The sequence below is a fragment of the Streptomyces sp. NPDC002403 genome, assembly GCF_053593015.1.
In genome coordinates, this window is record NZ_JBSFBQ010000050.1 from 17948 (window position 1) to 43501 (window position 25554).

Annotated in this window: 19 protein-coding genes; 4 read left to right on the forward strand and 15 right to left on the reverse strand. The window is 70.3% G+C overall.

What is annotated here, in order from left to right:
• Positions 1-74 precede the first annotated feature (74 nt).
• The 8 genes from ACWCPY_RS34730 to eccE all read right to left on the reverse strand — a co-directional run bounded on the left by ACWCPY_RS34730 (position 75) and on the right by eccE (position 11358).
• Positions 75-1070 carry an oligopeptide/dipeptide ABC transporter ATP-binding protein gene (locus tag ACWCPY_RS34730; RefSeq protein ID WP_451271799.1) on the reverse strand — a complete coding sequence of 332 codons (996 nt, stop codon included), beginning with the start codon at positions 1068-1070 and terminating at the stop codon, positions 75-77.
• Complete coding sequence (locus tag ACWCPY_RS34735; protein WP_451271801.1) at positions 1067-2095, reverse strand: ABC transporter ATP-binding protein; 1029 nt, start codon at positions 2093-2095, stop codon at positions 1067-1069. The genes ACWCPY_RS34730 and ACWCPY_RS34735 overlap by 4 nt, the downstream gene beginning before the upstream one ends.
• Positions 2092-3012, reverse strand: a complete 921-nt coding sequence (locus tag ACWCPY_RS34740) for an ABC transporter permease (protein ID WP_266427465.1) — start codon at positions 3010-3012, stop codon at positions 2092-2094. Before ACWCPY_RS34740 ends, ACWCPY_RS34735 begins: the two co-directional genes overlap by 4 nt.
• 11 nt (positions 3013-3023) lie before the next feature.
• A complete protein-coding gene (locus ACWCPY_RS34745) occupies positions 3024-4106 on the reverse strand; it encodes an ABC transporter permease (protein ID WP_451271803.1) in 1083 nt (360 codons plus the stop codon).
• A 93-nt stretch (positions 4107-4199) separates the two neighbouring features.
• Complete coding sequence (locus tag ACWCPY_RS34750; RefSeq protein ID WP_451271805.1) at positions 4200-6071, reverse strand: ABC transporter substrate-binding protein; 1872 nt, start codon at positions 6069-6071, stop codon at positions 4200-4202.
• 197 nt (positions 6072-6268) lie between these two features.
• On the reverse strand, positions 6269-8983 hold the full coding sequence (locus ACWCPY_RS34755; protein ID WP_451271806.1) for an SCO5717 family growth-regulating ATPase: 2715 nt from the start codon (positions 8981-8983) through the stop codon (positions 6269-6271).
• A 321-nt stretch (positions 8984-9304) separates the two neighbouring features.
• The gene (locus tag ACWCPY_RS34760) at positions 9305-10027 is read right to left on the reverse strand and encodes a hypothetical protein (RefSeq protein WP_451271808.1); all 723 of its coding nucleotides are present in this window, start codon (positions 10025-10027) and stop codon (positions 9305-9307) included.
• Complete coding sequence (eccE, locus tag ACWCPY_RS34765; RefSeq protein WP_451271810.1) at positions 10027-11358, reverse strand: type VII secretion protein EccE; 1332 nt, start codon at positions 11356-11358, stop codon at positions 10027-10029. Before eccE ends, ACWCPY_RS34760 begins: the two co-directional genes overlap by 1 nt.
• Positions 11359-11577: 219 nt before the next feature.
• Here eccE and eccB point away from each other — a divergent pair, with 219 nt between their 5' ends.
• The 4 genes from eccB (at position 11578) to ACWCPY_RS34785 (ending at position 15365) form a co-directional block, all read left to right on the forward strand.
• Complete coding sequence (eccB, locus tag ACWCPY_RS34770; RefSeq protein WP_451271812.1) at positions 11578-13128, forward strand: type VII secretion protein EccB; 1551 nt, start codon at positions 11578-11580, stop codon at positions 13126-13128.
• A 47-nt stretch (positions 13129-13175) separates the two neighbouring features.
• Positions 13176-14399 carry a type VII secretion-associated serine protease mycosin gene (gene mycP, locus ACWCPY_RS34775; RefSeq protein ID WP_451271814.1) on the forward strand — a complete coding sequence of 408 codons (1224 nt, stop codon included), beginning with the start codon at positions 13176-13178 and terminating at the stop codon, positions 14397-14399.
• Between the two features lie 259 nt (positions 14400-14658).
• Positions 14659-15009, forward strand: coding sequence for a hypothetical protein (locus tag ACWCPY_RS34780; protein WP_329813695.1), 351 nt, complete (start codon positions 14659-14661; stop codon positions 15007-15009).
• Positions 15010-15059: 50 nt separating this feature from the next.
• Positions 15060-15365, forward strand: a complete 306-nt coding sequence (locus ACWCPY_RS34785; RefSeq protein WP_329813694.1) for a WXG100 family type VII secretion target — start codon at positions 15060-15062, stop codon at positions 15363-15365.
• 70 nt (positions 15366-15435) lie between these two features.
• Here ACWCPY_RS34785 and ACWCPY_RS34790 read toward each other — a convergent pair whose 3' ends face one another.
• The 7 genes from ACWCPY_RS34790 to eccCa all read right to left on the reverse strand — a co-directional run bounded on the left by ACWCPY_RS34790 (position 15436) and on the right by eccCa (position 25463).
• On the reverse strand, positions 15436-15669 hold the full coding sequence (locus ACWCPY_RS34790; protein WP_329813693.1) for a DUF397 domain-containing protein: 234 nt from the start codon (positions 15667-15669) through the stop codon (positions 15436-15438).
• A gap of 252 nt (positions 15670-15921) precedes the next feature.
• Positions 15922-16932, reverse strand: coding sequence for a hypothetical protein (locus ACWCPY_RS34795; protein WP_451271817.1), 1011 nt, complete (start codon positions 16930-16932; stop codon positions 15922-15924).
• A gap of 146 nt (positions 16933-17078) precedes the next feature.
• The gene (locus ACWCPY_RS34800) at positions 17079-18089 is read right to left on the reverse strand and encodes a hypothetical protein (protein WP_451271819.1); all 1011 of its coding nucleotides are present in this window, start codon (positions 18087-18089) and stop codon (positions 17079-17081) included.
• 64 nt (positions 18090-18153) lie between these two features.
• On the reverse strand, positions 18154-20469 hold the full coding sequence (locus tag ACWCPY_RS34805; RefSeq protein ID WP_451271821.1) for a hypothetical protein: 2316 nt from the start codon (positions 20467-20469) through the stop codon (positions 18154-18156).
• Positions 20470-20504: 35 nt separating this feature from the next.
• Positions 20505-20648 carry a hypothetical protein gene (locus ACWCPY_RS34810; RefSeq protein WP_451271823.1) on the reverse strand — a complete coding sequence of 48 codons (144 nt, stop codon included), beginning with the start codon at positions 20646-20648 and terminating at the stop codon, positions 20505-20507.
• A gap of 260 nt (positions 20649-20908) precedes the next feature.
• Positions 20909-21361 (reverse strand): hypothetical protein, encoded by a 453-nt coding sequence (locus tag ACWCPY_RS34815; RefSeq protein ID WP_451271825.1) that lies wholly within the window; start codon positions 21359-21361, stop codon positions 20909-20911.
• 139 nt (positions 21362-21500) lie between these two features.
• Positions 21501-25463, reverse strand: coding sequence for a type VII secretion protein EccCa (gene eccCa / locus ACWCPY_RS34820; RefSeq protein ID WP_451271827.1), 3963 nt, complete (start codon positions 25461-25463; stop codon positions 21501-21503).
• Positions 25464-25554 lie beyond the last annotated feature (91 nt).

A 25554-nucleotide genomic window follows, 5' to 3' on the forward strand; every position in this document is an offset into this window, starting at 1 on the left:
GGCTCCCTCCTTCGCCTTGCGATCGCACGCACCAGATCCCGCTCCCTGATCCGGCCTGATCCAAACGAAAGACCCTAGGCCCGGGCCTTCGCGGCCGCTGCCGCCCAGTGGCACGCCACCTGGGTCTGCCCGCCGCCCGCGAGCACCGGCAGATCCTTCGTACGGCAGGCCTCCGCGACGCCCGCCCGTTCCGCCTCGCCCGAGGCCAGCACCTGGCAGCGGGCGTGGAACCGGCAGCCGGACGGCACCCTGGACGGGTCCGGCGGCTCACCGGTCAGGACCACCGGCTCCGCCCCGGACTCCGGGAGCACCGACAACAGCGCCTGGGTGTACGGGTGCTGAGGAGCCGTCAGGATCTCCTCCACCTTGCCCGTCTCCACGATCCGGCCGAGGTACATCACCGCGACCCGGTCCGCGATGTTCCACGCCAGCCCGAGGTCGTGCGTGACCACCAGCGCGGACAGGCCCAGCTCGTCCCGCAGCCGCAGCAGCAGGGCCAGGATCTCGCCGCGCACCGAGGCGTCCAGCGAGGCCACCGGCTCGTCGGCCACGATCAGCTCGGGCTCCAGCACCAGCGCACCCGCGATCACGACGCGCTGACGCTGACCGCCGGACAGCTCGTGCGGATACCGCAGGAAGAACCGCTCCGGGGGCCGCAGCCCGGCCCGGGACAGCGCCCCGGCCACCGCCTCCCGCTCGTCCCCGGCGTACCCGTGGATCCGCAGCCCCTCGGCGACGGCGTCGTACACCGTGTGCCTCGGGTTGAGCGAGCCGCTGGGGTCCTGGAGCACCAGCTGGACCCGCTTGCGGTAGGTCTTCAGCGCCCGGCCGGCATAGTCGAGCGGCTCGCCGCCGAAGGTCACCTGCCCGGACGTCGGCGGGACCAGGCCCAGCAGCGAGCGCGCCAGCGTCGTCTTGCCGCAGCCGGACTCACCGACCAGCGCGACGATCTCACCGGGCCGGATGTCCAGGTCGACGCTGTCCACGGCCCGCGCCGGGGCGGCCCCGCGCCGGCCGGGGAAGGTGATCTTCAGCCCCTCGGCGCTGAGCAGGGGAGTGGTGGTGCTCATGGTGTGCTCCTTGCTTCCTCGGCGCCCGGCAGGGCCGCGGCCGCGAGAGCCCCCGGCTCCACCAGCACACAGGCGGCCCGCCGCTCCGGTCCCGCGGCCCGCAGCTCCTGGTCCTCGGTCGTGCAGGAATCCAGGGCCACCGGGCAGCGCGGGTGGAAGGTGCAGCCGCCGGGCAGCGCCGACGGGTCCGGCGGATCGCCGGGCAGCCCGCGGGGCGCGAACCGGGAGGCCGGGTCGCCGATGCGCGGGAACGCGCCGGACAGGGCCTTGCCGTACGGGTGGTGCGCGTTCTCGTAGACCTCGGACGCCGGGCCCTCCTCGACGACCCGGCCCGCGTACATCACCGCGAGCCGGTCGCAGGTGTCCGAGAGCACCGCGAGGTCATGGCTGATCATGATCAGGCCGAGGTCCTGCTCGGACACCAGCTGCTCGATCAGCCGCAGGATCTGGGCCTGGATCATCACGTCGAGCGCCGTGGTCGGCTCGTCCGCGATGATCAGCCCCGGGTCGCAGGCCAGCGCCATCGCGATCATCACGCGCTGCCGCTGCCCGCCGGAGAGCTCGTGCGGATAGGCAAAGGCGCGGGCGGCGGGCAGTCCCACCTGCTCCAGCAGTTCGCCGGCCTTCTTCGCGGCCCCGGCCTGCGTCGCCTTCTTGTGCAGCAGGATCGGTTCGGCGATCTGGTCCCCGATGCGGTGCACCGCGTTCAGCGAGTGCATCGCGCCCTGGAAGACGATCGACGCCCCGGCCCAGCGCACCGCCCGGACCTGGCCCCACTTCATGGTGAGGACGTCCTCGCCGTTCAGCAGGATCTCGCCGGAGACCTTCGTACCGGCGGGCAGCAGGCGCAGCAGCGCGAGCGCCAGCGTCGACTTCCCGCAGCCCGACTCACCGGCGATGCCGAGCTTCTGCCCCGCGTCGACCGAGAGGTTCACACCACGGACGGCCTGTGCCCCGCCGGCGTACGTCACCGTGAGGTCCCGTACGTCGAGAAGCGGCGTCTTCTGGATGCTCGTCGTGCTCAACGGGCCACCCCCAGCTTGGGATTGAGGACGGACTCGATGGCGCGGCCGCACAGCGTGAACGCCAGGGCCACCAGGGCGATGGCGATGCCGGGCGGTGCCAGGTACCACCAGTCGCCCGCGCTGACCGCACCCGCCTCGCGGGCGTCCTGGAGCATGCCGCCCCAGGAGGTGGTGGTCGGGTCGCTGAGGCCGAGGAAGGCCAGGGTGGCCTCGGTGAGGATCGCGCTGGAGATCACCAGTGTGGTCTGCGCGAGCACCAACGGCATCACGTTCGGCAGCACGTGCCGGACCATGATGTGCCCGTGGCCGCCTCCCAGCGCGCGGGCGCGCTCGATGTACGGGCGGGACTCCACGGCGAGCGTCTGGGCCCGGACCAGCCGGGCCGTGGTCGGCCAGGTCGTGACCCCGATCGCGATGATGACGGTCCACATCGAGCGGTCCATCACCGTGGCGAGCGCGATGGCGAGGACCAGCGTGGGCATCACCAGGAACCAGTCGGTGATCCGCATCAGGACCGTCGAGTACCAGCCGTGGAAGTGACCGGCGACGATGCCGACGACCGTACCGATGGCGACACACAGGAACGCCGCGAGCAGGCCGACCGTCAGTGACACCCGGGTGCCCCACACCAGCAGCGCCAGCACACTGCGGCCGAACTGGTCGGTACCGAGCGGGAATTCGCCGCTCGGTGACTCCAGCGCGCCACCGGGGGCGCCGGTGACGCTCTGCGAGTCGGCGCCGACGAGCTGCGGCGCGAACACCGCGACCAGCGCGATCAGGACGAGCGCGCCCAGACCCCACAGTCCGCTCCGGTGGCCCCGGTACTCCCGCCAGAAGCGGGCCATGGACCGGCGCTTGCGCGCGCGGGCCAGAGCGCGCGGATTCTGTGCCGTCTCCGCCTTCGTGGGCGTGGGCATGGATTCGGTCGTCATCGGCCCACCCGGGGATCGAGCAGCGGATAGAGCACATCGGCAAGGGTGTTCGCCAGGATCACCGCGGTGGCGAAGACGAAGAACAGCCCCTGCACGAGCGGGAGATCGGGCACGCTGAGCGCCTGGTAGAAGAGGCCGCCGAGGCCCGGCCAGGAGAACACCGTCTCGACCAGGATCTGTCCGGCGACCACATGCCCGAGGTTCACGAACATCAGTGTGAAGGTCGGCAGCATCGCGTTCGGCACGGCGTGCTTGCGGCGTACGACGTCGTCCCGCAGTCCCTTCGCGCGGGCCGTCGTCAGATAGTCGCTGCCCATCTCGTCGAGCAGCGAGGAACGCATCACCAGGAGCGTCTGCGCGTACCCGACCGCGACCAGTGTGATCACCGGCAGGACCAGATGGTGCGCCACGTCGAGGACGTAGGCGAAGCCGGTCTCGTTGCCCGACTCCAGACCGCCCGTCGGGAACATCCCGGGGATCGGGCCGATGCCCACCGCGAAGACGATGATCAGGAGCAGGCCCAGCCAGAACGACGGCACCGAGTAGAGCGTGAGCGCGAACGCGGTGTTGAAGCGGTCGCTCGTGGAGCCGTTGCGCCAGGCGGTCCGGGTGCCGAGCCAGATGCCGAGCGCGGTGTAGAGGACGTACGACGTGCCGGTGAGCAGCAGGGTCGCCGGAAGCGCCTCGGTGATCTTGTCGATGACCGGCGCGTGGAACTGGAAGGAGGTGCCGAAGTCGCCCGTGAGGGCGTCTCCCACATACGACGTGAACTGCTGCCACATCGGCTGGTCGAGCCCGAACTGGTGCCGGAGCGACTGGAGTTGTTCGGCGGAGACGGGCCGGCCGCCCGTCATCTGCTTCACCGGGTCGCTGGGGATGAGCCGGAAGAGGAAGAAGCTGGTGACCAGAACGGCGAAGAGCGAGACCGCCGCTCCCGCGATCTTGGCCGCCACGTATTGGAGGTATGCCTTGGTGTTGCGCGCCCGTGGACCGCGGGCGGCCGACGGGCCGGCCTGAGCCGGGCCGTCGGTGTCCGCGTCCGCGACCTGCACGAGCGCCGGAGTGCTGTCAGCTGTCATGGGGAACTCTCGTTACTCGTGCTGCACGTGGAGGGGGCCGGCCGGTGAGCTGCGTGTTCACCGGCCGGTCTCTCTCTCGACCCGTCCGAGTGGTTACTCGCGGTCGTCCGCCGTGTTGCGGCGGCGCTTCGCGATGAACAGCCCGCCACCGGCGAGCACCACGACCACCACGATGATGCCGATGACGACGCCGGTCGAGCCCGACCCGCCGGAGCCGTCCGAACTGTCGCCGGACGCAGGAGCCGCGGACCACCAGCTCCAGTAACCGTCCTGGCCGTAGATGTTGCCGGCCGCCTGGGGCATGGTCGTGATCGACTTGATCTGGTCGGTGCGGTAGGCCTCGACCGCGTTCGGGTACGCGATGACGCTCATGTACCCGGAGTCGTAGAGCCACGACTGCATCTGGTTGACGATCTCGGCGCGCTTGGCCGGGTCGTACTCGGCGAGCTGCTTCTTGTAGAGCTCGTCGTACTGCTTGTCGCAGATGAAGTTGTCGGTGGAGGCGCTGTCCTTCGCCTTGGCCGGCAGCGCGGCGCAGGTGTGGATGCCGAGGACGAAGTCGGGGTCCGGGTTGACGGACCAGCCGTCGAAGGCGAGGTCGTACTCACCGGCGTACCAGGGCACCGAGACGTCGTCGAGGCAGTCGACCTTCAGGCCGATGCCGAGCTTGCCCCACCACTCCTTGAGGTACTTGCCGATCGCCTTGTCGTTGGGGTCCGTCGCGTGGCACAGGATGCGCAGGTCGAGCGGCTTGCCGTCCTTGCCGACCCGCTGGTCGCCCTTGAGGTCGTAGCCCGCCTCGTCGAGCAGCTTGGCCGCCTTGGCCGGGTCGTACGCGAGGCTCTGCTCGGCGGTGGGCTGCCAGTGGTACGCGGAGAAGCGCGGCGGGATGTAGCCCTGGCCCTCGACGGCGTGGCCCTGGAAGACCTTGTCGATGATGGTCTTGCGGTCGATGGACAGGAAGAGGGCCTGGCGCACCTTCTGGTCGAGAAGGGCCTTGTTGCCGTTGCCGAACTTCTTGCCGTCCTTGGTCTGCGCGCCCGGGTTGGTGGCCAGCGCGAAGAAGCGACGGCCCGGACCCTCGTTGACCTTGATGTTCTTCTCGCCCTTGAGCGACGCGGCCTGGGCGGGCGTCAGCGCGGGGGAGCCGGCGACGAAGGAGACCTCGCCCTTGCGCAGTGCGGCGACCGCGGCGTCCTGGTCCTTGTACGTCTTGAAGACCAGCTCGTCGAACTTGGGCTTGCCGCGCCAGAAGTCCTTGTTGGCCTTGAGCTTCACATACTGGTCGACCTTGTAGTCGGTCAGGATGAACGGCCCGTTGCCGACGACCGGGAACGTCTTGTCGTTGTTGAACTTGGAGAAGTCACCGACCTTCTCCCAGACGTGCTTCGGCACTATCGGCACATCGAGTGCCGCCATGGTGGCCTGCGGCTCCTTGAGCTCGATGACCAGCTGCGTGGGGCTGGGAGCCGTCACCTTCTTGAAGTTCGCGACGAAGTTGCCGTTGGCCTGCGCGGCGCCCTCGTCGCTCATCATCTTGTTGAACGTCCAGGCCGCGTCCTCGGCGGTGGCCTGCTGCCCGTCCGACCACTTGGAGTCGGAACGGATGGTGTACGTCCAGGTCAACTTGTCCGCGGACGGCTCCCACTTGGTGGCGAGGCCGGGGATCGCGTGGTTGTCCTTGGGGTCGTAGTTGGTGAGGAAGTCGTACATGAGCCGGCTGATGCTGGTGCTGAGCAGCTTCTGCGCCAGGAACGGGCTCATCGAGTCGACGCTCTGTGCGACGGCGACGGTCAGTGTCGACTTTCCGCTGTCTGCGGCCTGCGCCTGCTGCGGCGCGGCGCCGAGCGGCACACCCGGGACGACGGACCCGGCGGCCAGCGCCAGCGCGGCGGCACCGGAGGCCAGGAGGACACGCAGACGTGAGCGTGGCTGGGACGAGCGTGGTGGAACTCTTTCGACCATGGTCAGGGACCTCGCGTCATGACTCGCACGGAGAAGGCGGGTTGATCTGTGGTTCGCCAGCTGGTGAAGCGAAGGTTTATCAGCGGGGGTCGAGCCACGTCAACGGTCATCGAAACGGCGTGTGGTCTGCGGGAATGCACAGAGGGTCCGCACCGTGGAGACGGTGCGGACCCTCATTGGTTTAGACCTCTGACGCCTTACTGCTGAGGCGCTGGCGGCGGCTGCTGCTGCCATCCCGCGGGCGGAACGGGCCCCTGGAGCTCGGGTGGGACCGGCTGCCCGGGCTGACCCGGCTGACCAGGCAGAGCGGGCTGCTGCTGTTGGGGCGGGAGCGGGCCGGCCGGGGCCGCGGCGGACGGGGCCTGCGGGGGCAACGGCTGCTGCCAGCCGTTCTGCCCGGCCCCGGGACCGGGCTGCGGCGGGTACGGCTGCGGGGGCTGCTGGCCGCCGTACGGCTGCTGCTGCGGGTACCCCTGCTGCGGGGCGTACTGCTGCTGGCCGGGCATCGGCGGGGCGTACTGCGGCGGCGGGTTGGAGCCGCTGGACGTCCAGAGCCCCTGCTGCTGCTGGGCGCGGGCGAAGTCCTCGGCGACCATCGCGGAGAGGTTGAAGTACGCCTCGCGGGTCTTGGGGCGCATCATGTCGAGGTCGACCTCGGCGCCGGCCGACAGGTGCTCGTCGAACGGTACGACCACCACGCCGCGGCAGCGCGTCTCGAAGTGCTGCACGATGTCGTCGACCTTGATCATCTTGCCGGTCTCGCGGACCCCCGAGATGACCGTGATGGAGCGCTGCACGAGCTCCGCGTACCCGTGTGCCGAGAGCCAGTCCAGGGTGGTGGACGCGCTGGACGCGCCGTCGACCGAGGGCGTGGAGATGATGATCAGCTGGTCGGCGAGGTCCAGCACCCCGCGCATCGCGCTGTAGAGCAGGCCGGTGCCCGAGTCGGTGAGGATGATCGGGTACTGCTTGCCCAGTACGTCGATCGCGCGCCGGTAGTCCTCGTCGTTGAACGTCGTGGAGACCGCCGGGTCCACGTCGTTGGCGATGATCTCCAGACCGGAGGGCGCCTGCGAGGTGAACCGGCGGATGTCCATGTACGAGTTGAGGTACGGGATCGCCTGGACCAGGTCACGGATGGTGGCGCCGGTCTCGCGGCGCACCCGGCGGCCGAGCGTGCCCGCGTCCGGGTTGGCGTCGATGGCGAGGATCTTGTCCTGCCGCTCGGTGGCCAGGGTCGCGCCGAGAGCGGTGGTCGTCGTGGTCTTGCCGACGCCGCCCTTGAGGCTGATGACCGCGATCCGGTAGCAGGACAGCACGGGCGTACGGATCAGGTCGAGCTTGCGCTGCCGCTCGGCCTCCTCCTTCTTGCCGCCCAGCTTGAAGCGGGACGCACCGGAGGGGTTGCGGCTGCTCTTCGCCTTCTGCTTGCCCCGGACCAGCCGGTCGGAGGAGAGCTCCACGGCGGCCGTGTACCCGAGCGGAGCGCCGGGCACGGAACGCTCGCGCTGGTCATGGGTGACGGGGGTGGGCCAGGCGCCCCCGGTGCGGGGGTCGACGGCCTGGCCCTGCGGCGGCTGGCCCTGCTGCCCCGGCTGGCCCGGATGCCCGGGCGTGCTCTGCGGCTGCTGCTGTTGCTGCTGCTGGGGAAGCTGGGGCTGAGCGGGCAGCTGCGGGGTCACCTGGGCAGGCAGATGGGGTGTGCCCTGAGCCGGGGGCTGAGGCGTCTGCGGTGCCTGGGGCCCGCTGGGGACCTGCGGCGGCAGCGGGGCGCCCTGCTGCGCAGGCCACTGAGGCATCTGGGACTGCTGGGGCGCCTGGGGTGCCTGAGGCTGCTGGGGCGCCTGCGGGAATCCGTAGCCGCCCTGAGCCGGTGTCTGCTGTGCCGGGGGAGCGGGCTGCTGCGGGAATCCGTAGCCGCCCTGGGGCGGCTGAGGTGCCTGCGGCTGCTGCGGCTGAGCCGCCCCGGTCTGCGGGAACCCGTAACCGCCGGGCGCCTGGCCGGCCGGGCCGGGCGCGGGCCACTGCGGAGCCGACCGCGGCGCGGCGGGCTGGAAAGCGGGCGGCAGCGGCGGCAGCCCACCGCCCTGCGGCAGCCCACCGCCCTGCGGCGGCGCTGGGGCCCAGGGGTTCGGTGTGGCGGGTGCCGGGGCGTTCTGCGGTGCGTGGCCCGGCGCCGAGTCCGGGACGGCGTCGGAGGGGGCCGAGTCCTGCGGCCCGTCGGCGGCACCGCCCGCGGCATCCGTCCGGGCCCCGTGGGCCGAGTCCGTGACGGCCACGTCGTCGGGTTCACCGGCGGAGGCGCCCGCCGTCCGCGCGGGGTCGGAAGCGGGCGCCTCGCCCGCGCCGGTACCACCGACACCGGCATCGGCCGCCGCGGGACCCGAGCCCGGAACCGGGGCCGAATCCGCCACCGGGTCGTCCCCGGCGGCGTCCGCCGGACGCCCCTCGATCTCCGCGATCTGCCGCTTCAACGAGGCCGGGGAGAACCGCATGGTCGTGCCGCTCTCCACGTCGCCGCTCCCGAACGGCTCCGACGCACCGCCGGAATCCGCCGCGCTCGCCGCGGGAGCGGGCGTGGCGTCCCCCGTCGTCGCGTCGCCTGCCGACGACTGGGCGGGAACGGGCGCCGGTGCGGGCGCGGGCGGCGCCGGAGTCCAGTCGGAGTCGAAACCGCCCCGGGCCGACGGCGCGGGCGCGGGTACGGACAGCGGTGCTCCGCTGGGCGGCGGAGGCGGCGCCAGGTGTGTTCCGGCGCCGCCCGACGAGTCCCCCGGCGCGTTCTGCGTGTACCAGGCGGGCGGGGTGTAGTCGATGGTGAACTCACCCGTCATCTCGGCGGGCTCCGCGTCGGACGACTCGTCGACGGGCTTGTTCCAGCCCCCGCGGATCTCGTCCCGATCGCCGTTCACTTTGCCTCCTGGTGTGGTCGAGCACCCTTGTGCCGTAGTGGGTGGGGGGCGACCGTTTCCGTCTGCCTGACCGCCCGGCTCTCCCCCTGGGACACGCATTGCCTGCCCGCAGGTTCTTCTGCCGCGCCCGGACCCACCCTAATCGTCATGGGGCTTGCTCCGGCAGGCCGTACGGCACCGCAAGAGCTGTCCCGTGCATCACGTACCGCCCTCAAGCGGACCGAGTACGGCACCGCGTGAAGGGCGAAGCGGTCAAACATGTACATCTGCGTACGGAAAGCCGAACGTTCCGTACGGACGGCCCGCGAGCGGGCAGCGCCGTCAGTCCATCCTGCGCGCGCCGCCCAGGAGTCCGGTCTCGGCATCGGTCGCCTGGGTCATCACGAACTGCCGGTCGCGCCCCGCGCACCAGAGCGTGACCCCGTCCGCCAGTGTGGACAGCGCCTGGGTCTCGACGGCCGGAAGGTGCAGTATGCGGCCGATCTGTGCCGCTTCGTCAGGGGATACCCGCTGGATGCCGACCAGGGCCGATTTCTCGATCAGCCTCGGTGCCACCGGGCTGAGGTACGGCAGCAGCGTCAGCACCGACTGCCACGGCCCGGACACCACCCGCCCACGTGGTGGCCGCATGCCGCAGTCCCGCACCACGACCACCGGCGAACCGGCCGACGGCCCCTGCGGCGGCACCCGTCCGACATCGTGGAGCGTGATGCACGGCTGACCGCCGCCCGCCGCGTGCGCGAGGGCCGTCCAGGTCTGGGCCCGGCCCGTCTCCACGACGATCCGCGCACCGGTGGCGGCCGCCCGCAGCGCGAGCACCTGTGCCGTCCACACCCCGCCGATCAACGTGACCTCGTACGGAGTCGGCCGGTTGACCCCCAGCACGGCGGGCCGGCCATGGGCGTCCACACCGATCACCACGCCGTCGTCGCCGACCGGCAGGGCCAGCGACTCCAGTTGGTCGAGCGAGACCGACTGCCGTGCCCGTCGGGGACCGATCAGCCCGAAGCCGAGCCGGCTCCCCGTGTTGGTGGGTGCGGACATCAGCGGGTACCCCCGAGCGGCAGTGTGGCGAGCACACCGGGCAGCTGCTCGCGGTCGAGCCGTACCAGCGAGGTCCTGACCCCGCGGGCGGTGCGCTCCAACTCGTGGCGGGCACCCAGCAGTTCCTCGTCGCTGCGGCCGGTGATCCGGATGTGCCCGGTGATCGAGACGCCCTGCCGCTCGCCGTGCCCCAGTGTGAGACTGAAGGTCGTGGCGAGCGCCGGGAGCGAGGTGAGCAGAGCCACGAGCTGCGGCATCGCGGCACCGCCGGCACCGAACTGCGGCCAGCGGGCCACCCAGTAGGTGGTGTGCCACCGGTCGTCGCAGCGCCAGGTCCGCGCGCTCTCCTCGGTACGCCGGGCCGGTGTACCGCTCAGGCCGGCCTGCGTCATGGCCGGTGCGCTGGCGCAGACCGAGGTCGCGATCGCGGACGTCAGCTCCTGCTCGGTCAGCACCGTCGCACGGAAGCCGGCCCCGGTCAGCCTGCTGGACAACTGGTCGGCCGCGCGCACCAGGCACTTCTGCGCCCCCGTGATGCCGCCGCCGCGCGCCTGCACGGCCTCCGGGCACAGCTCCGGGTCCAGCTTGAGCGCGATCCAGGTGATCCGGACGGCGGGCGAACCCGTCTGGGCCTGCAGCGGCGCGTAGTTGCGTGCGGCGATGGACTGCTGCGGCAGATGCGGGGCGGGCGCGGGCTGGGTGTGCTGCACGATCTGCGCCGACTCCAGCCGGATCCCGTCGACTTCGAGCACATCCCGTACGAGCGCCAGGGGCAGCGGCTGCGCCGACCGGTCCGGCCTGAGTGCCGAGACGTCCGACTCCACCTGGAGGACGGCCGTGACGAACGTACCGTCACCGATCATGCCGACCGGCCGCCGGTCACGGTCGCTGAACGAGTACGTGCGCAGCGCCGGATCGCACTCGACGGCGGGCGCGATTCCCGGCTCCGTGCCCGGCGGCAGCTCCAGCGCGGCGGCCCTGCGGGAACGCGCGCGCAGCGAGAGGACGGTGCCCAGCAACTCCGGCAGCGAGCGGCGGTGTCTGCGTACGACGGCCAGCAGCACCAGCAGCGCGGCGACCACCACGGCCGGAGCCAGCATCAGGGGGTCGACCACCCACGCCGCGAGCAGCAGTGCGGCCGCGATCTGCAGCAGTACGAGTTGTTGCAATCGGAATGAACCGAGCTTCCCGACCCGCCCGTTGGCGCGGCCGGAGGCCGGTCCGGCCAAGCGCCGCGCGGGGTCGTGCGGAGCAGATGGACCACCGGCTCCGGGAGCTGCGGGGCCCATTGTGTTCCCGGCCGGACGTGCCCGTGTCGCGGAAGCCGTCATCCCGGCGTTCCCCCCGTTCATCGGTCCCCAACTCCACCCGTATACCGCCCGACCCGGTCGGGCCCCTGGCGGCCGGATCACCCTACCCGCCCCACCACCGCCCGCGGTCAGCAGGCATAGTAGGGGGCCGGTCCGGCACCGAGGTCCGGCATCGCTGCCCGGCCGGCGACGCGAACGCTCCGGTGCCGCGCGGGGAGACACGGGGAGACGAAGCGACTCATGGCATCACGGCGGGATGAGCTCAACGCATACACCTTCGCGAAGAAGCGCACGGTGGCGGCATTCCTCCAACCCTCGTCCAGCGGCACCGAGGAGGGCGCCCCGCGCCCGCTGCGCGCGGTCCTGCCGAGCGTGGTCGTCGGAGCCCTGATCCTCGCGGGCTTCGGTGCCGTCGGCATGTTCAAGCCCACCGCTCCCAAGGACTGGGACAAGCCCGCCACCAAGGTGATCGTCGGCAAGAAGTCCACCACCCGCTACGTCGTGCTCACCACCGGCAAGGGCAAGAAGAAAAAGACCCTGCTGCACCCCGTGCTCAACCTCGCCTCGGCCCGGCTGCTGCTCAACCCGTCCGAGTACGACGTCATCCAGGTCGCGGACGACGTCCTGGACGCGGGCAAGCCCCCGCGCGGACCGATCCTCGGCATTCCGTACGCCCCCGACCGGCTGCCCGAGGCCGCGGACGCCGGGACGGCGAAGCGGTGGGCCGTCTGCGTACAGCCCGGCGGCAAGGGAAACACCGTGCAGAAGGCCGCCTTCGTCTTCGGCGCACGTGACGACAGACTGACCGAGGGCAGGCAGAAGCTCGGCGGCGACCAGGTGCTCTACGTCCAGGGCCAGGACCGGGCCCGCTACCTCGTCGACGCGAAGGGCACCAAGTACCGCATCGCCGAGACCGCCGCCGACAGCGGCCATCTGACCAACGCCCTGGTCGGGAGCAGGCAGCCGCAGTCCGTCACCGACGACTGGCTGGCCACCCTGCACGACGGCAGCCCGATCGCCTTCCCGGCGATCCCCGGCGACGTCGGCGCCCCGGCACACGTCGCGGGGCAGCTCTCCGCGGAGGAGAACAAGGTCGGCACGGTCCTGCGGACCAGGACCGGCGAGGGCACCAGTTACTACGTGGTGCTCCAGGGAAAGGTCCAGCGCGTCTCCGGGTTCACCGCCTGGCTGCTGATCAGCTCACCGCAGACCGCCGTGCTGAACCTGGAGGGCGAGGCACGTGCCGTCGGCCTCCAGGACTTCGTGCCCGACACCGCCGCCTTCGCCGGCCAGGCCGCGCACTGGCCGGCGAACCGGACCCAGCAGGTCAACTCCGCCGAGAGCGGCACCACCGGCCGCGACACCGTGTGCAGTGTGCTGCGCAACGTGGACGGCTCGGGCCGGACCACCCTGAGCACCTGGGCGGGCACCGCGTATCCCGCCTCCATCGCCGTCGGCGGCACCAGCACCTATGTCACGCCCGGCAGCGGCCTGCTCTACACCCAGGTCCGGGGCCGGCAGACCAGGCCCGACGGATCACTCTTCCTGGTGACCGACACCGGACTGCGCTACGCGGTGCAGGCGAACGGCGACAGCGACGCCAGGCGCTCCGACATCGGCACCGGCGACCAGCAGCAGCAGTCGGACGGCCGCCCCGAGCCCAGCCAGGCGCAGAGCAGACTCGGATACGAGAAGGTGATGCCCGCCCTCGTACCGATCGAGTGGTCGGACTTCCTGTCCAAGGGCCCCAGGCTGGACACCAACAGCGCCCGCCAGCCCCAGGGTTCATGACGTTGCAGAAGACGGCGGGCAGCGCACGGCACGGGGGAGGAACACGGATGGGGTACCGCAGGACGGTCCGCGCGATGGCGGTCACCGCCGCACTGACCGCACTGGCGGCGCCGGGGACCGCGTACGCCGCCGAGGGCGCCCGGGAACCCGGCGACACGGGCCTGGACGGCGGCGGCGAGTGCACCTTCCCGATGAAGCAGCAGTACGAGGGCCGCCCCTGGCCGCTGCAACGCGTCCTGCTGGACGAACTCTGGCAGGACACCAAGGGCAAGGGCGTACGCGTCGCCGTCATCGACACCGGCGTCGACAACGACAACCCGCAGCTCACAACGGCCGTCGACGCAGCGGCGGGCGCCGACTACCTCAAGGGCGGCAAGAGCGACGGCACGGTCGACGAGGTCGGCCACGGCACCAAGGTCGCCGGCATCATCGCCGCCCGCCCCCACAAGGGCACCGGATTCGTCGGACTGGCCCCCGAGGCCACGATCATCCCGATCCGCCAGAACGACGAGAAGAACAGCGGCAAGGACACCACGATGGCCACCGCGATCGACCACGCGATAGCCAAGGGCGCCCAGGTCATCAACATCTCCCAGGACACGACCAAGGCCCTGGAGGAGACCTCCGTGCTGGGCCGGGCGGTGGCCAGGGCGCTCGCCAGGAACATCGTCGTGGTCGCCTCCGCGGGCAACGACGGCATGGACGGCAGACTGAAACGCACCTACCCCGCCGCCTTCGACGGGGTCCTCGCCGTCGCCTCGTCCGACCGCAACAACGAGCGCGCCCCGTTCTCCCAGGCCGGCGATTTCGTCGGGGTCGCCGCCCCGGGCGTCGACATCGTCTCCACCGTCCCCGGATACGGCCAGTGCACCGACAACGGCACCAGCTTCTCGGCGCCCTACGTCGCCGGGGTCGCCGCCCTGATGCGGGCCAAGTACCCGAAGTGGACGGCGGCCCAGATCGTCGCCCGGATCGAGCAGACCGCCGAACGCTCCGTCACCGGCCACGACGACTACGTCGGCTGGGGCGTCGTCGACCCGGTCCGTGCCCTGTCCGGGGACGAGCTCCCGCAGGACGCCCCGCATCCGGACCCGGCGCCGCCGAAGGCACCGGCCCCCGAGCCCGCACAGCTCTCCCTGGCGGAGACACCGCAGGAGCGCAGCGAGCGGTACGCCACCTACGCGCTGGCCGCGGCAGCCGTCCTGGTCGGGGTGATCGGCGGGGCCGCGACGGTGGTCCGGGACGCGCGCCGAAGGCGCGCCGCACGATGACACGGCCGCGCGGCAATGTGGCCGGCCACTGGTGAAGAGCGGTTGGGGAGCGACCGCGAAGTGGCTAGGGTGGTAACAGACTTCACGTGTGTGACGGGGGAACGAGAAGTGGCCTGCGCCGAGTTCGAGGCATGGGAGTGCCGAGACGGCACTTTCCCGGCCCGGACCTTCCCCATTCCTTTGCCGGAGCACATGGGAACGGAAGGATCCTGACCGTGACGGACGGACAGGCCAGGCAACCGAGAGATAGGACTTGCGGATGACCAGCCCCTCAGGCGGTTTCGGACTTGCCGACGATCCGATCGTCCAGGCGAAGAACAAGATCATCGAGACGGGCCGCGCGGTGTCCCGTCAGTCCAGGGAACTGGCCGACATCCTGGAGACGGTCGGCGCCGGATGGACGGGCGTCGGCGCCTCGGGGTTCAAGTCCGCGCAGCTGATGATCAACGAGGACCACGACCAGATCCGTCGGCTCCTCGACGTCCTGCTCAACGCGGTGGGCGCCACCAAGAACCTCAGCAACGCCAACGACGAGGAGGTCCGTGCGGCCTTCAACGCGGTCAAGGAGTCGGCGCCCAACGCCAACACCTCCGGACTCAACAACGTCTGACCGGCGCCGCACCACGCCTTCCGCACCGCCGAGCACCGAGGAGAACACACATGGGGCACGACCCGAACACCAAGGTCAAGTACGAGACCGTCCAGGAGATGGCCAACCGCATCCGCACGGTGTCCAGGAACATCGTCAAGGACCTGGAGGAGATGGACGCCGCCCTCAAGGTCGTCACCGACACCTGGGACGGTGAGGCCCACGGCAAGTACGTGAGCCTGCAGGGCAAGTACAAGAGCCGGGCGGAACACATGAAGGACCGCCTGGAGCAGGTCGCGAGGATCGTCGAGAACGGCAAGGACAGCTACCGCGCCACCGACCACAAGGCCTCGCTCGGCTTCACCGAGGCGTACTGACCGCACCCACGCATACGGCAAGGAGGGGCACGCTCGCCCGAGCGTGCCCCTCCTTCCCCATGTGCGCCGTCTACTTCAGGTCGAACTCGCCGTCCCGCGCACCCAGGACGAAGGCCCGCCACTCGGCCTCGGTGTACCGCAGCACCGTCCCGGGATCCAGCGAGGACCGCATCGCCACCGCACCGCCCGGCAGATGCGCGATCTCGACGCGCTCCTCGGCCTCCTCGGTGCCGGGCGCGCTCAGCCACTCCACCCCCGAGATGTCGAGTGCGTACAGCTCGTCCTTCTCCGCTTGCGTGCCCATCAGGTGCCTTTCCTCTCCTGTGGCGGAACGTGTTCGTCGCCCGCGAGCAGACTATCCCCGCCACCGCGCACGGCGGTCCCGGTGTTTACAGCTTCCGTGTCACGGTGGTATCGACCGCCGCCACGGCCCCACGGCCTCGGAACGGTGCCGGGCCATGCACCGCTCCCCGAGTGCGGAGCCGCCTGCTCCGGGAATGAGTCGATGACGTCATGCCGTTCATCCCGGCTCCTGCAAGCACCCTTGCAGGTCCTGTCATGACATCTTCAGGTGCTCCATCAGCCGGCCGTACCCGCTCTCGCTGCTGCTGCGGTACAGACCTTCCACGGCCTTCGTCCGCTCCTGGCTCAACCCCACGGCCTCGGCCCAGGTGGTGAACATGAACGGTCCCTGCTTGCGCAGCTCGTCCGTCCGCTGGGCGGCAGGCACCGACACCAGTGACGCCCGCCAACGCCGGGTGATCCGGTCGGACAGCGTGGACCGAGGAGCCACCGGTGCGACTGTCGCGGGCCTGCGCAGCTCCGTGTTCACCGTGTCCGCCCACCGTGCTCCGGACGATGCCCCCTTGTGCCGCACCACATCGGCCGCGATCGCGTCATAGTTCCCGAGTGCCGATGCGTTGTGCGTGGGCGCCACCAGCAGGGTGTTGTTCATTTTCTCCTTGAGCAGTGAGGCGAGCTGAGCTGCCCCCCATTCGGTCTGGGCGTTGCGCAGCGCCACGTACGCCACCGGGTCCTCCGAGACAGCCCGCAGTACGCTGACGAGGTCGCCGTAGGGCACCGAGAAGTGGTAACCCGTCTCGTCCTGCCACGCGGGATCGTCCTGGCCGTCCGCGTCGAAGTACTCCGAAGTGAGACCGTCCAGAATCTCTTGAACGTCGTTCGCGCAACCGGCCAGTGACTCGGCGAGCGGTCTCCGGAGGTCCGCGGCGATGGACTGGCCGGTCCCGTCAAGGCTTTCGTTCACGGCGAGCAGGATCTGCTTCATGCTGTCGGCCTGGGCCTTGGTGCGCGGCCCGGCACCGCTGCCTGTGGTGCTCGTCCTCACCGCCGCGCCGAGTTCCGAGCAGCTCATGCCGGACGAGTGGTGCGAGCCGAGCGCGGACTTGACGCGATGGTCCTCGACGAGCGCGTCACAGCCGACCGCCGCTTGCCCCCGGCCGAGGAGAAACCACGCTCCTCCGGCCAGGACCACGGTGATCAGCGAGGCGGTGACCCCGTAGAGCAGGCGGCGGCTGCGCGGCGCGTCGGCAGATGGTCCGGACATGCGATGGTCCTCTTCAGCGCGTGAGTGAGCGGTCGAACGGCTGGGAGATGTGTCTCTTCGTGCGCCCATTGGCTGGGGCGGTCACATGTACTTGTGGGCGTGGGTGCTGCCCGATGTGTGGCTGTCGCTCTCCAGCTCCCCGATCGTCACGACATTCTCAGGCTCTGAGCGAGTGCGGCGTACTGCTCCTGACCGGTGCGATGGCACCGCGCCTCCACCGGCGCCGCCCGGTCACGGCCCACCCCCGCCGCCTCGGCCCAGGTGGTGAACATGAACGTGCCCTGCTCGCGCAGGTGGTCCGTCCGTTCCTTGGCCGGTACTGATGCCAGAGACGCCCGCCACTTCTCGGCGATCCGGCCGGACAGTGCGGATCGAGGAGCCGCCGACGCGGTCGCCTCGGGGCTGCTCAGGGCCGTGTACACCGCGTCCCCCCACCGGGCCGCGGCCGAGGCCTCCTTGTCCCGCACCACGTCGGCCGCGATCGCGTCGTAGCCGCCCAGAGCCGAGGCATTGGTGACCGGCGCACCCTCCAGAACGTTGCTCTTCGCCTCCGCGGTCAGCGAACCGAGCTGAGCCGCACCCCATCGCGTCTGGGCATTGCGCAGGATCGCGTACGCCGTCGGTTCCTCCGAGACGCCCCGCAGTACGCGGACGAGTTCGCCCCGGAACACCGAGAAGTGGTAGCCCGTTTCGTCCTGCCACGCGATGCTGCTCGGGGAGGCCCAACGGGTGTACTCGGAGTTGGTGCCGTCCAGGATCTCCTGGATGTCGTTCGCGTAGTCGGCCAGGGATTCGGCGAGTGGCATCCGGAGATCCGCAGCGAGAGTCCGGTCGTCGTGGACGAGACTGTCGTTCACGGCGAGTAGGACCTTCTTCATGCTGTCGGCCTGGGACCGGGTGTGCGGTGCCGCCTTGCCACCGGTGGTGGCGGCCTTCACCGCCGCACCCAGATCCGCGCAACTCATGTCGGCCGAGTGGCGCGAGCCGAGCGCGGACTTGACACGATCATCCTTGATGAGCTTGCCGCAGTGGTCCGTCGGCTGCCCCCGGCCGAGCAGGAACCACGCGCCCCCGGCCAAGGCCACGGCGAGCAGGGCGGCGGTGACCGCGTACAGGGGACGGCGGCTGGGGGGCTTGTCGGCGGATGGTTCGGACATGTGGTGTTCCTCCGCGGCAGGTGGGGAGCGACCGGTCGGGCCCGGGACGTGTTGCTCGGGGCGGTCAATTGGTTGTGTCGGTCAGGTACTTGTGGGCTTGTGTGCTGCCGGTCGTCCGACCATCGAGCATGAGTCGATTCAGCGTTCTGAGTTTCGCCTTGCCGTCATCGGTGTTGGTGTCGATGTCGTCACGCCCCGCGGCCCAGCCGTCGAGGGTCTCGTTGACCTGCATGGACGCATCGAGATATTCGTCGGCGATCGCGGCGTTGGCCTTCACGTCGGCTTCGCCCTTCATCTGGTTTCCCCACTCCCAGGCCCAGGTGTCCACACCGCGCTGAATTGCGTCACCGATGGGTAGCGCCCTTCCGCCGATTGGCAGGGTGAGGGGTGTGACGGCCCCGCCGACCACGTGGTAGGCCATCTTCGACTTCCAGTCGGCCTTGCTGTACTCGCTCATCCGGTCGTCGTTGATCACGTCCTCGCGGATCGCCGTGTACGCGCCGAGGACCGCACCCGCGTCCCCCAAGCTGCCGCTGTGATCGAAGTCCGTCTTCCCATTCGGGATGTTGTCCAGCAGGGCGTTGAGATGACGCGCCTCGGCCTTGTGGAGCGTGGCATAGGCGTTCGGGTCGTCGGAGAGCCCACGCATCACCTGGATGAGGTCCTTCGACGTGGTCGAGAGATGGCCCCGGCCGTTCTCGTCGACGAAGTACCCTTCGGCCCGGTTGCGGATGTGGTCGCCCGACGTCTCGCTGATGATCTCGTGGGTGTCGGAGGCGTAATCGCCCAGGGCGTTGGCGAGGGGCAGTCGCAGATTCTTCGGTACGGACGCCTCGGTGCCCTCGCCCTCGCCCGGCGCGAGCTGTTCCAGGATGCCGTTCATGACCCGGGCCTGCGCCTCGCTGTGCTCGGCCTCCGGCCACGGGTCCTGCCCGGCGCCCAGCGGCACGTGACCGGTGGCGGCGGCTTCGAGCGCAGCGCCGAGACCCATGCGGCTCGTCGGGTCGTCCATCGTGGTCACGGCCACGCCCGTGATGGTGTTCCGGGGCCAGGTGCGGGAATCGTCGCCACTGCCCGCGAGGTACTTCAGGTGGTCGTTCCTGACGTGGTTCGGGTCGGTCCCGTTGCCGTCCGGGTCGAAGAACGCGGTGGCCGCGTCGGGGTTCCGGCTCATCACGTCCAGCACACCGTCGATGGCGTCCGTCTCGATCCCGTTGTGGCCGTGACCCCATTTCTCGAAGATTCCGGGGTGGTTCTTCTCGGCCTCGATGAGCTTGTCGCCCATGTCGTAGAGGAACTGGTCGTCGAACGGCGTATCGGCCCGCTGCATCACGCTGACGACGGTCTGGTAGCCGTAGAGCGGGTTGCCGACCTCGTCCCCGTAGTCCTTGCCGCCGGTCTTGTCGATCCCCTCCATCCACTCCCGGTAGAACTTCCCGTCCCCGCTGTCCACCCACTTCTTGAACGCGGCCGATCCGGGCGGGGCGTCCCGGACACTACCGGGCACCTTGGTCGCGGTGGCGATCGTGTTCCCGAGGTTCTTCTCGATCTCCAGGTACTGGCCCTTGTGCTTCTTGTCGGAGTCGTAGGCACGGTCGTTGAGCCGGTTGGTGACCTTGACCAGGCCGTCCGGACCCAATGTGTTCAGCAGTGTCTGCGAGAACGCCTTGTCGCCGTGGTTGTCCCGCACCGCACGCTGGAACTCGGTCATGTCGGCGGCGGAGACCTTCTCGCCGTTGTTGAGCCGGGTGGCGATGTCCGCCGTGTTCTCCGCCTCGTACTTCTCGATGTCGCCGTACGCGTGATTGTTGAAGCCGACACCCAGGGTCTCGTCGTTCTTGTCGCCGTAGCCGTCCTCGGTGACCGCGTCGAGTGCGATCTTCACCCCCTGGTCGGCGTCGTCCACCGCCTTGACGCACGCGTTGATCGCCTCGGTCCACGACGCCGCGGCCTTGCTGACGCTCTGTGCGAAGTCCGGGTCGTGGTGCATGGCGGAACGTTCTCCGGGCGTGAGCTTGTCGTAGTCGTAACTGACCACTCCGCTCTCGGAGACGCGCATCCCCGCCTTGACGGCCTCCGCGCGCTTGGACTCCAGGTTCTTCTTGAGCCGCACGAAGTCCTCGTGCGCGTCGCGCAGCAGCGAGGCTATGGCCTTCGCCTCCGTCTGGGCGGCCGTGTACTCGTACTGGGTGGCGGCGAAGTTGGTGTGGGCGGTCTGGGCACTCACGCCTGCCCAGGAGGGCCCGAGCGTGATCTTCTGGACGCTGTCCTTGTAGCGGTCAGCCACCTTCTTGATCTCCGCAGCCATCTCGTCCCACTTGCCCGCGGCCGTGGTCAGTTGACTGAGATCGGTGGTCATCACGTCGTGGTAGGTGAGCATGTGTGTCCCCCGTGGCTTGTTCGGTTCTCGTACCGTCAGGCGATCTGTGCGTGGAGCGCTCGGGCCGGCGCGGTGAACGTGGTGCGTCCTGCGGCCCCGGCCGTCACCAGCAGGGCGGCATCGCCGGCCCTCACGGGGTTCAGCCGTACGGTGGCGCAGGCACCCGAATCGGTGGCCACTGGCTCGCCCGGCCGCGGTGAGCTCCGGATATGAGGTGACGCCGTCCGTCGGCAACCGTCCGGCGCTCGTGATCACCGGTGTGAGCACGGGCTCCGCCCGAAGCTTCCCGGTGCCGACCGCATGGGCCCCGACGCCTCGTCACCGATCTGGAAGGCGCAGCCGACCAGGGCCCCTCGCATGCTCGTCGAAAACCTTTCCCCGGCCCATCGGTGCGGCCCCCGGACGGTGGCCGCGATGCGGACGTCGCCGGTTCCCGGCCCTACAGTCCGTCGAGCCCGGAGGCGTACGGACCCGGCTGCGGCTTGAGCAACGGAGTGAACTGGGACTTGATCAGCTGGTCGTTGCCGGCGAAGAGACTGGACGCGCCGCGCAGCGCTCCCTTCTCCACGGACAGCCGGCCCATCAGGACCTTCACCTGCTTGTCCCAGGTCTCCATCACCTTCTTGAGACCCGCCCCGGTGTCCCAGCCGTCGAACTCCTTGACCGCCGCGGTGGATGTCTCGTCCGCCCGGTCGGTGGCCTTCTTGGTGTTCGGCTCCAGCTCGGTCTCGATCGTGTTCGCCGCGGCCGTCTTCTGCGCCGGTGTCGAGGCGAAATCCTTGCCGCCGGGGCCGGACAAAGGGCCGTCGCCCGTACCGTTCAGCTGCATGTGGGTGCTCTGCCGCTCCGCGGCCTGCCCGCGCAGCAGACCCCATTCCTCGTCAAAACCCATGAGATTCCCCGTAACAGCGACTGTCGTGCACCTGGTGACCCCTGCCCGGAGGCGTGAAGATCACACCGGTAGACGCTAGTACACCTGTGCCCACCAAAGGAGCCGGGGTGCGGGAGAATCCCGCCCCGGCTCCCCTCGCTCAGCGCTGCTCCGGCAGCCGCCCGATCTGCACCAGCGGGTTCCCCCGGCGCCGCGAGGCGAAGTACCCGCGCCCCGGCGGCATCGCGTGCCCGCGCACCGTACCGATCAGATCGCCCTCGCCCGGGTCGCCGGAAAGGACGACCCCCTGCGCGCCCAGCTCCTTGATGCGCTGCATGAACGCCTCGTACATCGACCGCGAGGCACCGGCGGAGTTCCGCGCGATGACGAAGCGGACCCCGGTGTCCCGGGCGAACGGCAGGTACTCCGCCAGCGGGGCCAGCGGATTGCCCGCGTTCGTCGCCACCAGGTCGTAGTCGTCGACGATGATGAAGATCTGCGGCCCGGTCCACCAACTGCGGTCGCGCAACTGCTGCGGAGTGACATCGGTCGGCGGCTGCCGGCGCGCGAAGACACCCGCCAGGGCCTCCATGTGCATCTGCATCGAGCTCGCCATCGGCGCGTACTCCAGCAGATGGCCCTCCGGCAGCGCGCCCAGCAGACCCCGCCGGTAGTCACCGACGACGAGCTTCGCCTCGTCGGGGGAGTAGCGCTCCGAGATCTGCTTCGCGATCAGCCGCAGCAGATTGGTCTTGCCCGACTCGCTCTCCCCGAAGACCAGGAAGAACGGATCGGTCTCGAAGTCGACGAACACCGGCTCCAGATCGGTCTCGTCGATACCGATCGCGATGCCCCGCTGCGGGAACTCGAAGCCCTTCGGCAGCTGATCGGCCGGCAGCTTGCGCGGCAGCAGCCGCACGGGCGGCGCGGTGGGACCCGCCCAGTTCGCCTTCACCGCCGCGACGAACGCGGCCGTGCCGTCGGAGAGATCCGCGGCGCTGCTGGAACCGTCGATCCGCGGCAGCGCGCCCATGAAGTGCAGCTTCTGCGCCACCTGGCCCCGGCCCGGGACACCGGCCGGCACATTGGCCGCGACCTTCCGGTCGAACTCGGAGTCCATGACGTCGCCGAGCCGCAGCTCCAGACGGCCCAGCATCTGGTCCTTCAGCGCGGCCCGCACCTCCATGTAACGGGCGGCCGTGATCACGACATGGATGCCGTAGCCGAGCCCGCGCGACGCGATGTCGGTGACGACCTGCTCCAGCATCTCGTACTCGGACCGGAAACCGCCCCAGCCGTCCACCACCAGGAAGACATCGCCCCAGGGCTCGCCGGGCAGATCGCCCAGGGCGCGCCTGCGCCGGTAGGTGGCGATGGAATCGATGGAGTGGGCGCGGAAGAACTCCTCGCGCCGGTTCAGCACGCCCGCGACCTCGGCGACCGTACGCCGCACCCGCTCCGGGTCCAGCCGCGAGGCCATCCCGCCGACATGCGGCAGATCCGCCAGCGAGACCAGACCGCCACCACCGAAGTCCAGCCCGTAGAACTGCACTTCGTTCGGGGTGTGGGTGAGCGCGAACGACGAGATGAGCGTACGCACCAGCGTCGACTTGCCGGACTGCGGACCGCCGACCACCATCATGTGGCCCGCCGCGCCCGAGAAGTCCCGGTACAGCACCTCGCGCCGCTGCTCGAAGGGCTTGTCGATCAGCCCGAGCGGCACGGTCAGCCCGCCCGGACGGGTGTACTCGGTGGCCGTGAAGCCCCGATCGGCGGTCGGCGCCAGCCCCGGCAGCAGCTGGTCCAGCGTCGGCGCCCGGTCCAGCGGCGGCAGCCACACCTGATGGGCGGGCACCCCCTGTCCCTCCAGCCGGCGCACGATCACATCGAGCACCGTGTCGGCGAGCGCGTCGTCGTCCGCGCCGGCCCCCGCGGCCGCCGTCAGATGCGCCGGGTCGGGCGCCGCGTACACCACCGGCACCTCAAGGGCGCTGAACAGCGCGGGCCGCCGCTCGATCGGCAGCGCCCCCACCGGAAGATCCGGGACACCCGTGCGGTACGTGCCCGACACATAGGCGGCCTTGAACCGGGTCATCTCGTCCGTACCGAACTTCAGATAGCCCGAACCGGGCACCGACGGCAGGTGGTACGCGTCCGGCACACCGAGCGCCGTACGCGACTCGGCGGCGGAGAAGGTCCGCAGCCCGATCCGGTACGAGAGATAGGTGTCGAGACCGCGCAGCTTGCCCTCCTCCAGACGCTGCGAGGCCAGCAGCAGATGCACACCCAGCGAACGCCCGATCCGGCCGATCTGGATGAACATGTCGATGAAGTCGGGCTTGGCGGTGAGGAGTTCGGAGAACTCGTCGATGACCAGGACCAGCGAGGCCAGCGGCTCCAGCGCCGCACCCGCCGCCCGCGCCTTCTCGTAGTCGTGGATGTTGGCGTAGTTCCCGGCCGAGCGCAGCAGCTCCTGCCGGCGCTGGAGCTCACCGCGGATCGCGTCCCCCATGCGGTCGACCAGTGTCAGGTCGTCCGCGAGGTTGGTGATGACGGCCGCGACATGCGGCATGTGCGACATCCCGGCGAAGGTCGCCCCGCCCTTGAAGTCCGCGAGCACGAAGTTCAGCGTCTCCGAGGAGTGCGTGACCGCGAGCCCCAGCACCAGAGTCCGCAGCAGCTCGGACTTGCCGGAACCCGTGGCACCGACACACAGCCCGTGCGGACCCATGCCGTCCTGCGCGGCCTCCTTCAGGTCCAGCATCACCGGCTGACCGTCCTCGCCGATCCCGATCGGCACCCGCAGCCGCTCGGACACCGACCGCGGCCGCCAGGTCCGCGCCACGTCCACCGCGGCCGCGTCGCCCAGGTTCAGCAGATCCGTGAAGTCCAGATTGGCCAGCAGCGGCTCGTCGTCGTCGCCCCCGCCCATCCGCAGCGGCGCCAGCTGCCGGGCCAGCGCCTCGGCCGCGGGCAGCGACATCCCGTCCGGCACCCCCTCGTACGCCATCCCCGCCCCCGACTCCAGCCGCAGCAGCCCCGGCCGCGCCACCACCGACAGCCCGCCGCGCGGCTCGTCGAGCTCGCCCGGCACCACCTCGACGATCGTCACGCCCTGGATGCCCTCGGCCGCCGCGAACAGCGAGTCGGACGGCACCATCCCACCGTCCAGCACCACCACGATGTGCGGCTGGTCCAGCAGCGGCTGACTCTCCCGGCCGAACCGCGGCCGCCCCTCCAGCCGGCCCGCCAGCAACTGCTCCAGCTCGCCCAGGTCGTCCCCGAACAGCCGCTTCGTACCGGCCCCGTCGACCTGCCCCGGCAGCTGCAGATGCGGCAGCCACTTCGTCCAGTCCCAGCGCTCCACCGCACCCCGCGCCGCCACCACGGCGACCATCAGGTCCTCGGGGGAGTGCAGTGTCACCAGCTGGGCGACCAGCGCCCGCGCGGCCGACTGCGCCTCCTCCGGCCGGCCGGAGACCGTCACGTGGTAGAACGCCCGCATCGACACGGCCATCGGCAGCCCGTCCAACGACCCGTGCACGGCGAGGAACCGCTGCATCGCACCCGCGCACATCGGCTCCAGCTCGTCCACCGGAGCGGTGTCGGGAGCGATCAGCGGGGTGGCCAGCTGCTGCGCCCCGAGGCCCACCCGGACCTGCCCGAAGTCCTTGTCACCGACGCGCCGTTCCCACACCCGGCTGCCCTCGGCGACCACCGACCACAACTGCTCCGGGGCCGGCTGCAGATACAGCTGCACATCCCGCTGGGCGCGCGCCGTCCGGCGCACCGTACGCCGGGTCTGTGCCAGGTACTTGAGGTAGTCGCGCCGTACATCGGCCATTTGCCCCTGCGTACCGCGACGATGGCGGACCAGCTGCGCGACCACCATCCCGACGGTCGATACCAGCATCAGCACACCCATGATCCGCATGAACGGAGGTGCCTGCGGCGAGAAGAAGAAGACCACCGACGACCCCATGCCGAGCACCGGCAGGATCTGCATCAGCATGCCCTCCTGCTGCCCGCGGGGCAGTTCCGGAGGGGACTCCAACGTCAACTCGTCAACGGGGACTTCCGGTGGCAGTGCCCTCGGAGGTCGCTTCACGACGATCTGGCTCACCGGAACACCAATCCCTCGGTACGGACGGGCACAAGACCGGCCGAATGCGCACCGAAGCCCCCGTGGCTGCCATTGCTCGCGGACGTCACTC

What these genes read in the sequence shown, in the direction of transcription:
- ACWCPY_RS34730 (WP_451271799.1), bottom strand. Translation starts at nt 1,070, where the DNA reads ATGAGCACCACCACTCCCCTGCTCAGCGCCGAGGGGCTGAAGATCACC.
- eccE (WP_451271810.1), bottom strand. Translation starts at nt 11,358, where the DNA reads ATGACGGCTTCCGCGACACGGGCACGTCCGGCCGGGAACACAATGGGC.
- ACWCPY_RS34780 (WP_329813695.1), top strand. Translation starts at nt 14,659, where the DNA reads ATGACCAGCCCCTCAGGCGGTTTCGGACTTGCCGACGATCCGATCGTC.
- ACWCPY_RS34790 (WP_329813693.1), bottom strand. Translation starts at nt 15,669, where the DNA reads ATGGGCACGCAAGCGGAGAAGGACGAGCTGTACGCACTCGACATCTCG.
- ACWCPY_RS34740 (WP_266427465.1), bottom strand. Translation starts at nt 3,012, where the DNA reads ATGCCCACGCCCACGAAGGCGGAGACGGCACAGAATCCGCGCGCTCTG.
- ACWCPY_RS34750 (WP_451271805.1), bottom strand. Translation starts at nt 6,071, where the DNA reads ATGGTCGAAAGAGTTCCACCACGCTCGTCCCAGCCACGCTCACGTCTG.
- ACWCPY_RS34745 (WP_451271803.1), bottom strand. Translation starts at nt 4,106, where the DNA reads ATGACAGCTGACAGCACTCCGGCGCTCGTGCAGGTCGCGGACGCGGAC.
- ACWCPY_RS34815 (WP_451271825.1), bottom strand. Translation starts at nt 21,361, where the DNA reads ATGGGTTTTGACGAGGAATGGGGTCTGCTGCGCGGGCAGGCCGCGGAG.
- ACWCPY_RS34795 (WP_451271817.1), bottom strand. Translation starts at nt 16,932, where the DNA reads ATGTCCGGACCATCTGCCGACGCGCCGCGCAGCCGCCGCCTGCTCTAC.
- ACWCPY_RS34800 (WP_451271819.1), bottom strand. Translation starts at nt 18,089, where the DNA reads ATGTCCGAACCATCCGCCGACAAGCCCCCCAGCCGCCGTCCCCTGTAC.
- eccB (WP_451271812.1), top strand. Translation starts at nt 11,578, where the DNA reads ATGGCATCACGGCGGGATGAGCTCAACGCATACACCTTCGCGAAGAAG.
- ACWCPY_RS34760 (WP_451271808.1), bottom strand. Translation starts at nt 10,027, where the DNA reads ATGTCCGCACCCACCAACACGGGGAGCCGGCTCGGCTTCGGGCTGATC.
- ACWCPY_RS34785 (WP_329813694.1), top strand. Translation starts at nt 15,060, where the DNA reads ATGGGGCACGACCCGAACACCAAGGTCAAGTACGAGACCGTCCAGGAG.
- ACWCPY_RS34805 (WP_451271821.1), bottom strand. Translation starts at nt 20,469, where the DNA reads ATGCTCACCTACCACGACGTGATGACCACCGATCTCAGTCAACTGACC.
- mycP (WP_451271814.1), top strand. Translation starts at nt 13,176, where the DNA reads ATGGGGTACCGCAGGACGGTCCGCGCGATGGCGGTCACCGCCGCACTG.